This is a genomic window from Brachyspira hampsonii 30446 (assembly GCF_000316195.1).
Lineage (GTDB): Bacteria > Spirochaetota > Brachyspiria > Brachyspirales > Brachyspiraceae > Brachyspira > Brachyspira hampsonii_C.
This window is the reverse complement of the sequence record NZ_JH994110.1, coordinates 546,870-560,681: the sequence shown is the minus strand read 5'-3', so window position 1 is coordinate 560,681 and position 13,812 is coordinate 546,870. Positions and strand designations below refer to the sequence as shown.

Annotated in this window: 13 protein-coding genes; 5 read left to right on the top strand and 8 right to left on the bottom strand. The window is 28.1% G+C overall.

Annotated elements, in window-relative coordinates; all coding sequences use genetic code 11:
* The first annotated feature begins 143 nt into the window (after positions 1 to 143).
* Genes A966_RS02520 through A966_RS02510 form a run of 3 tightly spaced genes read left to right on the top strand, consistent with a single transcriptional unit; the run spans position 144 to position 2,332 of the window.
* The gene (locus tag A966_RS02520) at positions 144 to 560 is read left to right on the top strand and encodes a secondary thiamine-phosphate synthase enzyme YjbQ (RefSeq protein ID WP_008722193.1); all 417 of its coding nucleotides are present in this window, start codon (positions 144 to 146) and stop codon (positions 558 to 560) included.
* 9 nt (positions 561 to 569) lie between these two features.
* A complete protein-coding gene (locus A966_RS02515) occupies positions 570 to 1,526 on the top strand; it encodes a S66 peptidase family protein (RefSeq protein ID WP_008722191.1) in 957 nt (318 codons plus the stop codon).
* A 41-nt stretch (positions 1,527 to 1,567) separates the two neighbouring features.
* Positions 1,568 to 2,332 carry an HAD family hydrolase gene (locus tag A966_RS02510; RefSeq protein WP_008722188.1) on the top strand — a complete coding sequence of 255 codons (765 nt, stop codon included), beginning with the start codon at positions 1,568 to 1,570 and terminating at the stop codon, positions 2,330 to 2,332.
* Positions 2,333 to 2,529: 197 nt separating this feature from the next.
* Here the strand turns inward: A966_RS02510 and A966_RS02505 are convergent, their stop codons facing one another.
* From A966_RS02505 to prmC, 3 genes are all read right to left on the bottom strand, one after another.
* On the bottom strand, positions 2,530 to 4,245 hold the full coding sequence (locus tag A966_RS02505) for an amidohydrolase (protein WP_008722186.1): 1,716 nt from the start codon (positions 4,243 to 4,245) through the stop codon (positions 2,530 to 2,532).
* A gap of 202 nt (positions 4,246 to 4,447) precedes the next feature.
* Positions 4,448 to 4,858, bottom strand: coding sequence for a hypothetical protein (locus A966_RS02500; RefSeq protein WP_008722183.1), 411 nt, complete (start codon positions 4,856 to 4,858; stop codon positions 4,448 to 4,450).
* 25 nt (positions 4,859 to 4,883) lie between these two features.
* The gene (gene prmC, locus A966_RS02495) at positions 4,884 to 5,756 is read right to left on the bottom strand and encodes a peptide chain release factor N(5)-glutamine methyltransferase (protein ID WP_039955503.1); all 873 of its coding nucleotides are present in this window, start codon (positions 5,754 to 5,756) and stop codon (positions 4,884 to 4,886) included.
* Between the two features lie 322 nt (positions 5,757 to 6,078).
* Between prmC and A966_RS02490 the strand changes: the two genes are divergently transcribed.
* The gene (locus tag A966_RS02490) at positions 6,079 to 7,605 is read left to right on the top strand and encodes a YifB family Mg chelatase-like AAA ATPase (protein WP_008722179.1); all 1,527 of its coding nucleotides are present in this window, start codon (positions 6,079 to 6,081) and stop codon (positions 7,603 to 7,605) included.
* Positions 7,606 to 7,695: 90 nt separating this feature from the next.
* Here A966_RS02490 and trxB read toward each other — a convergent pair whose 3' ends face one another.
* The 4 genes from trxB to A966_RS02470 form a co-directional block, all read right to left on the bottom strand.
* Positions 7,696 to 8,628 (bottom strand): thioredoxin-disulfide reductase, encoded by a 933-nt coding sequence (trxB, locus tag A966_RS02485; protein WP_008722177.1) that lies wholly within the window; start codon positions 8,626 to 8,628, stop codon positions 7,696 to 7,698.
* Between the two features lie 171 nt (positions 8,629 to 8,799).
* Positions 8,800 to 10,263: an AlbA family DNA-binding domain-containing protein gene (locus tag A966_RS02480; protein WP_008722175.1), complete on the bottom strand. Its 1,464-nt coding sequence runs from the start codon at positions 10,261 to 10,263 to the stop codon at positions 8,800 to 8,802.
* Positions 10,264 to 10,386: 123 nt separating this feature from the next.
* The gene (locus A966_RS02475; protein ID WP_008722174.1) at positions 10,387 to 11,367 is read right to left on the bottom strand and encodes an acetylxylan esterase; all 981 of its coding nucleotides are present in this window, start codon (positions 11,365 to 11,367) and stop codon (positions 10,387 to 10,389) included.
* Positions 11,368 to 11,443: 76 nt separating this feature from the next.
* The gene (locus A966_RS02470) at positions 11,444 to 12,445 is read right to left on the bottom strand and encodes an FAD:protein FMN transferase (protein ID WP_008722172.1); all 1,002 of its coding nucleotides are present in this window, start codon (positions 12,443 to 12,445) and stop codon (positions 11,444 to 11,446) included.
* Positions 12,446 to 12,734: 289 nt separating this feature from the next.
* Here A966_RS02470 and A966_RS02465 point away from each other — a divergent pair, with 289 nt between their 5' ends.
* Positions 12,735 to 13,166 (top strand): PepSY-like domain-containing protein, encoded by a 432-nt coding sequence (locus tag A966_RS02465; protein WP_008722170.1) that lies wholly within the window; start codon positions 12,735 to 12,737, stop codon positions 13,164 to 13,166.
* Between the two features lie 73 nt (positions 13,167 to 13,239).
* On the opposite strand, the gene rsmD is transcribed toward A966_RS02465, so the two are convergent.
* Positions 13,240 to 13,803 carry a 16S rRNA (guanine(966)-N(2))-methyltransferase RsmD gene (gene rsmD, locus A966_RS02460; RefSeq protein ID WP_008722168.1) on the bottom strand — a complete coding sequence of 188 codons (564 nt, stop codon included), beginning with the start codon at positions 13,801 to 13,803 and terminating at the stop codon, positions 13,240 to 13,242.
* Positions 13,804 to 13,812: the final 9 nt, after the last annotated feature.

The window sequence follows — 13,812 nt, the reverse complement described above, 5'->3', positions numbered from 1 at the left end:
AAAAAAACAAGAGTATCATTTTAAATATGAACTATTTTTTATAGTTATATTAAATATTTTTATTATGCATAATGTTTCACTTGTTAATATCAAAGTTTTATTATATTATAGTATAAATATTAACCTAATGGAGAAATATCATTATGAAATCATACAGAAAAGTTTTAGAAATAAATTATCCAAAAAGAAGAGGCTACATGAATATTACCCCAGAAGTTCAGAAATGCCTAAATGAAAGCGGTATTAAAGAAGGACTTGTTTTATGCAATGCTATGAATATAACAGCAAGCGTATTTATCAATGATGATGAAAGCGGACTTCATCAGGATTTTGAAGTATGGCTTGAAAAATTGGCTCCAGAAAAACCTCATAGTCAATACAATCATAACGGCTATGAAGATAATGCAGATGCTCATATGAAAAGACAATTAATGGGAAGAGAAGTTGTAGTAGCTGTTACAGACGGTAAACTTGATTTCGGAACTTGGGAGCAGATTTTCTACGGAGAATATGACGGAAAAAGAGTGAAAAGAGTATTGATAAAAATTATAGGAGAATAAATTAACTTTATGATAAAGCCCAAAAAATTAGAAAAAGGAAATACTATAGGAATAATAACACCATCAAGTGCATGTCCGAAAGATAAACTGTATGAAGGAATAGAATATTTAGAAAGCAGAGGATACAAGATAAAATTATCAAAACATATATTTGATAATTATAATGGATACGGCGGAAATGATGAGGCAAGGGCTGAAGACTTAAATAATTTTTTTAAAGACGATAAAGTTGATGCAATAATATGTTCAAGAGGCGGATACGGTGCGGTTAGAATACTTAATAAGTTAAATTACGATATCATAAAAAGCAATAATAAAATATTTGCAGGCTACAGCGATATCACTTCTTTTCATTTGGCTTTTTATGAAAAAACAAAACTCATTACTTTTCATGCACCAATGGTAAGCATAGATATGATAAAAGGAAAATCATTTGATGAAGCCTCATTGAATAATATGTTTGATGTTTTAGAAAGTAAAGAAAAAATAATTTATAAAAATCCTGACGGATCAGAGTTTGAAAGCATATCCTATGGAAATGATGGAAAAGCAGAAGGCATATTGATAGGCGGAAACTTCATTGTAATGATGTCTAGTTTCGGCACAGAATATTTTCCGAAATTAGATAAAGATTATATATTATATATAGAAGAAGTAGATGAAAAACCTTATAAGATTGATAGGATTATCTCTGCTATATTTAATTCAAAAGAAATAGGCAAATCTATAAAAGGAATTGTAGTTGGTGATTTTGAAAACTGCGATTTGCTTGAAGGAGAAAAAGAAACAGGATTTAGAACTGCCAAAGAAACAATAATAGAAAGATTCAGCAATTTAAATATACCTGTACTTACGAATGTAAAATGCGGACATGGTAAAACTAAACTTACTATTGCACATGGTGCTATGGTAAAGATTGATGCTGAAAATAAAAGTTTTGAAACATTAGAAAATGTACTGATTTAAAAAAAACAATAAAAAATTCAAATAGAAATAAGAGAGTTATTATGAAATTGTTTTTTAGTGATTATGATATGACTATTTATATTTATGAAAAAATTGATGAAAGTGTTTTTGATGCCATAAAAAAATGGAGAGAAGCTGGCAACATATTTACTATTGCAACAGGAAGAAATAAATTTTCTATATTTGAACATATTGAAAGACATGGATTGGAATTTGATTATTTGATAGCCAATAACGGAGCTTTAGTATTCAATAATAAAAGAGAAATGATATTTAAAGATGCTTTTGATGATGAAATGGCATACAAGGTTATAAGATTTCTGCATGAAAAATTCGGCGGTACAGTAGAAATAGCAAATGATAATTATTTAATATCTGTAAAATCAAAAGATGGAAATGATATACTTCCTTTTAGAGTTGATAAAAAGATAGATATAGAACAAATAGAAACAGTTAAAAATATTATACAAATAAATAAAATGACTCCTAATGCTGAAAATACTGAAATGACAGCAAACATTATTAATAAAGAGTTTGAAGAAGTAACAGCTTATGCTAATATTAGAACTATTGATATAGTAAAAAATACAGTTAATAAAGCGAATGGGGTTGATTTTGTATATAGGCTTTTAAATAAAAATAATAATAATGTAGAAAAAATAATAACTGCAGGCGATTCCAATAACGATATAGAAATGATAAAAAAATATGATGGCTATATACAGATGAATGCTAATAAAAAAATAAAATCTATAACAAATAAATATTTTAATTTTATTTCTGATATTATTTATAAAGAGTTATAAGATATTGACTTTAATACCTTATTAGGGTATAATTAAATAAAGAATATAAGGAGCATCTATGTGAGGAATATTTTGTATAATCGGTCTGATTATAGCAGGTATAGTAAGTTTATTTGATAAATTAAGAGGAAAAAAAGAATAACCCCGAATTATTTTAATAAATAAAACGGGGCTTTTTTTATTGAATTAAAAATATATTATTCTGCTTGATAAACTAATTTTCCATCTGCATAAGTTTTCAATACTTTAGTTTTTGTAATATCTGTAGGCACTATCTCAAGTATGTTTTGATCCAATATTATAAAATCTGCTTTCTTTCCTACTTTTATAGAACCCAAAGTATCTTCAGTAAAATTCTGATAAGCACCATTTATTGTGGCAGAGTCCATCATCTGTTCAACACTTACTATTTGATCTTCCCCAAGTAATGATTCAGGCTCACCTTCTAAATTCATTCTTGTAGCACCAATCTGTATAGCATCTAAAGGTTTTGGAGATATTGTTACCGGATAATCGCTTGCAAGTGATACTACACATCCAGCATCAAATAAATCTTTCATAGGATATTCTTTACTAGCTCTTTCTTCTCCTAAATAAGGAACTTCCAATTCATAATAATATCCATCTTCTTTAAAAAACCAATAAGGATTTGTAACAGCAACTATATTTAATTCTCCCATTCTTTTTATATCATCTTTACTGACTAACTGTAAATGTGTTATAGCATGTCTTTTATTAGTTTGTCCTGTGGTATCTTTTAAATACTCAAATGCATCTATAACTTGTTTTGCAGCTGCATCTCCTATAGAATGAACATGTATTTGAAGACCTAATTCTTGAGCATTAAGATATACATCATTTAAAGAATCTTGCTCCCAAAGTTTATAACCTTTAAATCCGCTGTCTGAAGCATAATCATCAAGTAAATAAGCAGTTTTACCCTCTATTACTCCGTCTGCAAATATTTTCAAAGTTGTCATTTTGAATTTATTTCCATTTACATCTTTTCTAAGCTGAGATATTTTATCAAATTTTTCTTTATAGTTATCTGTATTATATAAACTGTAAGCAACAAAGAAATTTAATTTTAATTCATTATTTTTATCAAGTTCATTTAAAGCTATGAAAAAGTTATCAGAAGGTCCAACTGTATTAATACCCGGTTCAAAAACAGATGTAATTCCATAAGCCAATACTTCATCTTGATATGATAGTATTGCATTTTTATATTCATCTACTCCAAAATCTGGAATTTTTTGAGTAATTAAATCTGCTGCTTTTTCTCTGAATGTTCCTGTAGGTTCTTTAGTAACAGGATCTCTCTCTATCACTCCGCCTTCAACATCTGGAGTATTAGCATCTACTCCGGCAATTTCCATAGCCTTTGAATTAACCCATACAGCATGACCATCTTCTGAAGTCATCACTATAGGTATCTCTGTTGTTATACTATCAAGAACATCTTTTGTAGGACCATTCATAGGAACATATCCATTATTCCATCCCCTTCCTCTCAAAACTGTTACATTCTTATTTTTTTCATAGAAATCCATAATATTATTAGCATAATCATCTACAGATTTGCCAGAATATAACTGTACCTGATATAATCTTAAAAGTCCGCCTTTAGCTGTGTGAGCATGAGCTTCAAAAAAACTAGGCATTGCCATACCGCTTTCTAAATTAATAACTTCGGTATTATCACCTATAAACTCTTTTACTCCTTCTTCATCTCCAACATATTGGTATATACCATCTTTAATAGCGACAGCATTTACTATTTTCTGATTAGTTTCAGATGTGTATATTGTACCGGTTATTACAGTATCAGCATATTTACTGCCGCCATTACAACCGATTACAATAAAAGATAAAATCAGTAAAATGATTGGTAATAATGTTTTTTTGTTCACTTTTTGTAAACTCCTTTAAATAAAATTTTTAAAATGAGTCATAATTTTATATTAATTGAATACTATATACAATAAGGATACATGTAATTTTTTTGAATTTTTATTAAAAAAATTTAATTTTTATATAGTTTTGTAGAAAATGAAAAATAATTAAACAAATTCAGAATTATTTTTTTAGATAAAATGAAATATATATTTAATATTAATTTGAATATTTTTCTAATAATTCATCTATTAATTTCATTTTTTCTTTATTTTTTATATGATAGAACTTACCTATTGTAGTTGGAAAATAATCTTCTTCTTTTAATTTATATATTTTAACTTTAGCAGCTATTACCCAATCAGAAATATTAACTCTCTCAATTTCATTTTTATTAAATTTAATATTAAAATTATCAAGAGAATCAGAATCAGTTAAAGCCTCAGCAACGGCAACAGCAGTTAAACCATCGGCTATCATTATCTTAGTACCTTTTAAAAACTTTTTCTCTCTTACTTTTTCTGCCCCAGCTTTCACTTCGGCAAATACAATATTATGTCTATAGAATATATCCAAAAGCTTAATATCTCCATGCTCACCTCTCCTGCTTCCAAATTTAACATACTGCATATATTATCCTCCTTAAAACTTAAAATTAAGAGTTCTTTATATTATAACAAACCAGAAATCTATCTTTTCCGTTTAAATCTTTTTTTACCAATACATTTTTTATATTAAAGAAATGACATATATCAGCCAATGCCTTACCCTGATTACAGCCTATTTCAAAAAAGAAAGCCCCATCATCTTTTAAATATCTTTCTATAATACTTAAAAAACTTTTGTAAAAATCAAGTCCGTCATATCCGGAGTATAAAGCATTTTGAGGCTCAAACTCCAAATCTTTTTGAAGTGAATCTTTATCTTTTAAAGCTACATAAGGAGCATTCGAAACTATTATATCAAATTTTCTCTTAGGTATAAACTCTAAAGCATCTGCATTTATTATATCTATTAATTTTTCATCTCCTAATATATTTAAAGCATTTTTCTTTATAACTTCAAAAGCACCATTACTTATTTCAATAGATGTAATATCAATATTTTTACTTTGCTCTAAAAATAATTTTTTTAATGTTATAGGTATATTTCCGCTTCCTGAACCAATATCGCATATTGAAATATTATCTTTATCATTTGTATAATCTAATATCAAGTCGATAAGCTCTTCAGTTTCCGGTCTTGGTATAAGCACATTATTATCAACATAAAAACAAAAACCATAAAACTCTTTTTTATTTGTAATGTATGATAAAGGCTCATAATTTAATCTTCTTTTTATAAAACTATCTATTATATTTATTTCCTCTTCAGTTAATTCTCTAAGTCCTTCGGATATTAACTTTATTTTACTCATATTTAAAGAATGCATTATGATAGTCTGTGCCTCAATATAAGACACTTTATAATCATAATTGATTTTTTCTAATTGTTTAGCATAATTTATTATTGCTTGATTTATATTCAAATTAATCATAAAAAAAATAATCTCTCTTATGTGTATCTAATTTGGCATAAGCATTCAAACCATAAGCTCATGATGTATGGTTTTATATTACTATTTTTTATATTGTACACTATTGTACAAGTCTGCTCACAATACTAGTAGATATTATATTCAAAAAAAGAGTATTGTCAATTTTCTCAATTATTTATATTAAATAAATTTTAATCTATTTATTATAAGAGAATAATAAAATTATAGTAAAATATTTTGTTTTATAGGCTTAAATATTAAAAAAAATTTGTTTAACTATATGCATATAAGAATTAATACAATGGAGTTTTATATGCATACAAAAATATATTCAGAAGCTCTTTACGGCATAGAAGGAATACCTATTGTAATAGAAGTTAATATATCTGAGGGTTTGCCTAAATTCGATGTTGTAGGATTACCGGATCAGGCAGTAAATGAAGCAAAAGAGAGAGTAATTGCTGCTATAAACAACAGCGACAGATTTTTCCCTCCTAAAAGGATAACTATAAATTTAGCCCCTGCTGATTTAAAGAAAACAGGAAGTATGTATGATTTGGCATTTGCTTTGGGAATACTATCCTCAAGTGCTCAGATATTTTTTTCTGACTTTATGGATAAAACTATAATACTTGGGGAATTGGCTCTTGACGGAAGTGTAAGGGAAGTTAAAGGAATATTCTCAATGCTTTTAAATGCTAAGGAATTAGGTATAAAAAATGCTGTTATACCATTTAATAATATAGAAGAAGCTAATATCATTGAAGGACTTAATCTATACCCTGTAAAAACTTTAAAAGAGGCAATAGATGCAATAGAGGGAAAAAAAGCCCCTATCATATCAGAAGGTAAATTTAATTTTAATAGCGAAGAAAATGAAAATATAGATTTTTCAGATGTTAAAGGTCAGGAATATGCTAAAAGAGCAGCAATGATAGCAGCAGCCGGCGGACATAATTTTATAATGATAGGATCTCCCGGATGCGGTAAAACTTTGATAGCAAAAAGAATACCTACAATACTTCCTCCTCTCACCTTTGAAGAAGCCCTTGAAGTTACTAAAATTTATTCTTCTTACGGACTATTATCTAAAAACATGCCCATAGTAAAAAAACGTCCGTTTAGAATACCCCATCATACTTCTTCTTATGTAAGTTTAGTAGGCGGAGGCAGAAATATAAAGGCTGGAGAAATAACATTGGCACATAATGGAGTTTTATTTCTTGATGAATTTGTAGAGTTTCAAAGCTCAGCACTTCAGACATTAAGAGAACCTATGGAAGAAAAAACTATAACAATAAGCAGAGCAAATGGAAGTATTTCTTTTCCTGCTAATTTTACTTTAATTGCAGCTATGAACCCTTGTCCTTGCGGTTATTATGGAGATGAAAAACATACCTGCAGATGCTCTGATATAGCTAGAAAAAAATATATAGCTAAACTTTCAGGTCCTATACTCGATAGAATAGATATATCAATAGAAGTTCGTGCCGTTGAGTATGCTAAAATGACTTCAAAAGCAGACGGCGAGAGTTCTGCTTCTATGCGTAAAACAGTTATTGAGGCTAGAAAAAAACAGGAGAAAAGATTCAAAGATAATGGACTTAAAATATTCTCTAATTCATCTATGGGGATAAAAGATACTGAAAAGTTCTGCATATTAGATGATAAAGCTAAAAATTTACTTAATATGGCTATGGAAAGATTTTCAATGAGTGCTAGAAGCTATAATAAAATATTGAAAGTATCAAGAACTATAGCCGACTTAGATGACAAAGATATTATAGGAGTAGAACATATAACAGAGGCTTTGCAGTACAGATTTAATTTTAATAACTAAAATTTTAAAATATTAAATCATATTTATATAAAAAAGAGCTTAACTTATTAAAGCTAAACTCTTTTTTATTAAAAATTGTCAAATAAAAAATCAAGCCTTGCTTAAATAATGAGTTACGCTCATAGCAGCAACAGCACCTTCTCCAACAGCATTAGCAACCTGACGAACAGGTTTTAATATAGAATCTCCGCAGGCAAATACTCCAGGAATATTAGTTTCCATTGTAGACATGTCAGTAACTATATGTCCTGTATCATTTAATTCTAACCCTGTGTCTTTTAAGAAATGAGTTGCAGGCTCCTGACCTACGAAAACAAATACACCGTCTACAGCCTGATCATGTATAGAACCGTCTACTACATTTTTTATTTTTATATTATTAACTTTACCGTCTCCACAAATCTCATCTATCACAGAATCAAGTACATATTCTACTTTTCCAGTGTCTGTTAAATGCTTAACATTTATAGGTTCAGCTCTGAATTCTTTTCTTCTATGAACTAAATATATTTTATTAACAAATCTTGTAAGGAAATAAGCCTCATCAAAAGCACTGTTTCCTCCTCCAACTACAGCAACAGTTTTATTTTTGTAAAAAGCACCGTCGCAAGTGGCACAATATGAAACCCCTCTTCCTCCAAATGTATCTTCGCCTTTTGTTCCTAATTTTTTAGCGAATCCGCCCATAGCAAGTATTATAGTCTTTGTTTCGTAAGTTTTACCATCAGCAGTAATAACTTTCTTCACTTCATCTTTAATATTTTCTACTTTTATAACTTCATCATAAACTATTCCATTTTTAGAGAATTTTTCAGCATGCTGCTGCATTCTTGCTACAAGCTCAAATGCACTCATTTCTTCAGGAAAACCTAAATAATTCTCAACAGAATCAGTACTCATCATCTGACCACCAATACCTTTCTTTTCTATCAAAATAGAATTTGTTAAAGCTCTTCCCAAATATAGCATAGCAGAAAGACCAGCTGGACCTCCGCCTATTATGATACTATCATATACAGACATATATAAACACTCCTTTTTATTATTAGTAATAATTATTATATAATATATATTTTAATAGTCAAGTTAGATATATAAAACATTTTAATTATATAAAATGTTTTTTCTAAATTAAAATCAAAACATTTTAATTACCTAAAATGTTTTTTCTAAATTAAAATCAAAACATTTTAATTACCTAAAATGTTTTTTTACATAAGCTATTATTTCGCTTGCATTTGCAATTTCCCTAGAAGAATTTCCAACTCTTATATAAAATTTTTCTTCTTTAGCACCTTGTTTATTTGTTATTTTAGTGTATACAGGTTCTCTTCCTTTTCTTATATAAACAATACATATATCTTTTCCGTTATGATCCACAAAGTCAATTCTTATTCCCTCAGCAGAAAAAGCATTGCCATAATATGTTTCTATAAGTGTTCTTAAATGAAGCTCAAAAAAATCTCTATTAGGCTGCCTCAATGTAGAATAATCATGTTCAAGTCCTATTATTTGCCCATCATTAGCAATTCCTATAAATAATCTTCCGCCTTCAGTATTGCTGAATGCCGCAATAGATTTCATAATCACTTCTTCTAAAGCTTTATTTATTTTTTCTGTATTACTGTCATATCTTAATGTGGATTTAAACTCTACATTAGTATTTTCACCCTCTTCTATTATTTTTGTTATATTCATATGATTTCTTTTTAATTCTTCTATAATCCTGATATAATGTATTGCAAGCATCACTATTATAACTACAGTAATAATTATAAATACAACCAAGAATAATATTATAGGTATTTGTATTTTACTGATTAAAGCCTTTTCCGGAATGATTATGCCTATTTCTATATTATTATCAGCAACTGAGAAAGTACCTTTATATCCCCAATAATTATTATCCCTATATGAAACTTTTATCATATCTTCATTGGTTCCATTAAATTCATCAGTCATAATATCAGCTATTGTATTATAATCCAAATTATCTTTCATCTCATTTGTAGCAGAATATGATATAGGAAAAGTAATTTTGCTGTTGCCTGTTATGAGATAAGCATACATGTCATTAATATCTCTAAGCTCTACATCATTAAAATTTACATTAAACTGAGAAATATATTCAAAAGCTATATTTTCATTAGCTATATATATTAAATGTATATATGGCTTACCGTCTTTTATATAGAAAGAATCAATACTAAGCTGTTCAAAAGGAACAGATGAATATTGATTGCTGCTGCTGTTCGTTACAATATGCCCGACAACTTTATATCCGTTTCCTTCTTTGGTAATAGACATATAATTGTTTCCTACCTGCATTGCTGCTTTTTCTATAAAAGTATGCTTTGGAAAGAAATTAGTTATTAAGATTTTATATGCCTCAGGAGCCTGATTAACTATATCAAATATAGGCGTCATCTGCATAGAAAAATAGTATGTAGGATAAAATATTTTAGAATATTCTTCTACTATTGAAGTTTTTACATCTTGAAAAAGTGATTTAAAAATAAATTTTATAGGTATAGGGCTTCTAATCTGCATATAAACCAAAATGATTATAAACAAGAACAAAATGGAAATAACCACATCTCTCAATATTCTATTTCTTAGTTCAGATTTAGAAAAAAATCTGCCAGATACAATCTTCATACCATATCCATCAATACCTATTATTATATATAATAATATAACATATATACAAATATTATCAACATATTTTATTTACATAAATAATAGCAGATAATATATGTATAATATGTAATAATTATAAAACTATAAATTTAATGAATTCAAAAATTCTAATTTTCTTTCACTCTGCTCATTATCCCCGCCCTCATGTCCATTAAAAGTATAAACATTAATAGACTTTTCTCCTGCATAATTATTATAAGCAGCAAACACAGTAGAAGGAGGACATAAAATATCCATAAGACCAACTGAAAATAAAGCCTTCACTTTAGACCTTTTAGCAAAGAAACTTCCGTCAAAATATGATAAAGTTTCAAAAGCAGTTTTTTCATGCATTCTATTAGTTTTGCAGAATCTTGCTATTTCATTATAAGGCAAAGTATCTGTAATTGTACATGCTCTTTTATAATCGCATAAGAAAGGAACATCTATCATAGCAGCTTCAATTTTTTCTTTTTTAAGTGCTGAAAGTCCTAAAAGAGCAAGTGATATACCTCCGCCCTGACTAGTACCATTTAAAGCAATTTTACCTGTAAGAGAATGCTCTTTTGCAGCCTCAATGGATTTAAAAGCATCTATAAAAACTCTTTTATAAAAATAATCTTTTTTGTCTAATATTCCCATAGTGAGAAATCCGTCAGCATGAGGGGTTGAACCCACAGGATCAGGAGTTGATGCTCCGTTTCCGCCTTCTGCACCTTGTCCTCTTACCTCCATTACGAATACGCTGTATCCTGCTGAAGGAAAAAGTAAATGTTTATTAGGATAATCTCTTCCGCCGCCGTATCCCGGATAGCACATTATACAAGTTAATTTCTCATTATTCTCTCTTGCATATTTAGGTGCTATATACCAACCATTTATTTTATGAGATGCATAACCTTTGAATGATACATTCCATACATCAAACAATTTTAAATGCGTATCTATTAAAGTATATTCAGTCTCTGTTTTATGATTATTTTCATTTAAAGTATCAAGCCAAAATTCATCGAAATCTTTAGGCTCTTCGCCGCTTCCCTTATACTTATAAAGTTCTTCTAAACTTAAATCAAAAAAAGCCATATAAAACCTCTATAATCAAATTAAATATATATGCTCTATAGTATATATATATTTTTTGTAATTTAAAGTATATATATTAAAAATTATCATTAGTTACTATAAATAATTCACCCTGAGGAGTTACAATATAAGCCTCTTTATATTTAAAAGCCTCATTTGTAAAGAAGTTAGTACCCATCAAAAATGCTGTTGTTGATAGTGCATCAGCTTCTTCAGCATTTGTATGAACTATAGTAGCAGATATTGTATTATAAGTAGGATATCCTATTTCTGCATCTATTATATGATGATAATTAGTGCCGTCCTGAGTAAAGTACCTCTCATAATCTCCGCTTGTTACTATTGTAGAATTTGTGGTTTCTAAAAGCCCTAAATATCCGTCAGCATCATTTCTTGGATTTCTAATTGCTATTACCCAAGGCTTGCCTCTGCTATTAACTCCTTTTGCATAGGTATCTCCGCCATAATCTATTAAATAATTCTTTATATTATATTCTGCAAATATATTTTTTAATTTCTCTATTATATAACCTTTACCATAAGATCCAAAATCAAATGTTAACGGCTTTGATAATTTTAATATGCTCTTATTTTCATCATTTGTTATTATACTCACAGCTGAATAATCTATATCAGATAAAGCATTATCTATATCCTCTTTTAACGGTACTGTCTGATTTTCTTTTACTCCAAATCCCCATAATTCTATCAAAGGTCTTACACTTATATCAAAAGATGGGTTTAATTTTGAATATCTTAATCCTGTTGTAAATATATGTGCCATTTCATCTGAAATTTCTATTTCAGTTTTTCCTGATAAACTTTCTTTGTTTATTATTCCTATTTCGCTTGAAGTATTATATGAATTTATCATATTATCAAGCCTATTTATTTCATTTGTAATACTTTCTATAAGTTTATCCATATTCTTATCAGAAGTCTCTGCTGTTATATTAAGTATAGTATCGCTTATTACTACAGTAGCTGTTATATATTTACTTCTTGACATATAAAATGAAATCGATATTATTAATGCTACTACTATTATTGGTATAGAAAAACAAATCTTTTTTTTCATATTTTAATCTCTCAAAATCAAATTATACATATTTATTTATTTTATAAACCATTAATAAAAAATAATAGTAAAAGTAAATAATATTTACTATCATTTAATTTATCTTTATATAATTATATACTAAGTATTATATGTTTTATAAATATATTAATTTTACTATATTTTGTAAAAAAAATGTAAAACTAGAGTAAATTCCATTGACATAAATCCTTTTTCTGATATACTTATAATTGTAAAGATAATTTACAGGAGATTATTGAAAAATACAACTAAATTAAGGAGATTCATTATGACAAAAAAATTATTAGCTTTATTAATATCATTAACTATTATATCAACTTCAAGCCTTTTTGCTGATTGGGTAGTACCAGCTTCATCATTACCTCAAAAAGCAAGAACATTCATAAGAAGAGTTTATCCTAATGCTCAGATATGGAAAGTTGAAAGAGATGACGGTAAATTTGAAGTTAAGCTGTCAAATGGAGCTTCTATAGATTTTATGCCTAATGGTAATTGGCTTAATATAGATGGAGAATATAACGGAGTACCTATGAGCGTATTGCCTCAGGCTGTAGCTAATACTCTTAGAAGAACTTATCCTCAGGCTAGAATGATAGATGTTGAAAAAGAATGGGGTAACTACAAAATAAAACTTAATAATATGATGGAATTATATATAGCTGCTAATGGTCAATTAATGGGTCAGCAATGGGACGATTAAACATAAATTAAGGTTTATGAAAATTTTAGAGAGATGCTGTTTAAGGTATCTCTCTTTTTTTATACTTAAAATTTCATATATACTTAAATATTATTAATACACTCTCTCCATAGGTTTTTATATCATACTTCATAATACCCGATATCATGTTTTTTAAATCTTCATTGTCTAAGAACTTTTTATAATAATCCGCCCCAAACTCTGCAGCTAAAACTCCATTATCATGTAACATATTTCTTTTTATTATATTATTTATAACATCAAAATATATTTTTGAATGATAAGGCGGATCCAAATATATAACATCAAATTTATCATCAGTTTTTTTAACATAATCTTCAGCTGATACTCTTTTTATTTTATAGAGATTTTCATCATTATCGAATATAGTTTTAGCATTGGAAAATATAGTTTTTACAGCCTCTCTGTCTATCTCTATAAAAGTTACAAACCTAGCATTTCTGCTTAAAGCCTCAAACCCCATAGCACCGCTTCCAGAGCATAAATCCAAAAAAGTTTTATTTTCTATATCAATAATATTAAAAAAAGCCTCTTTAACCTTACCCTGTGTAGGTCTAAAATCCCTTTTGGGAGTTGTTATTTTTCTTCCCTTTTTATTTCCTGATATTATATGCATAAATTAATT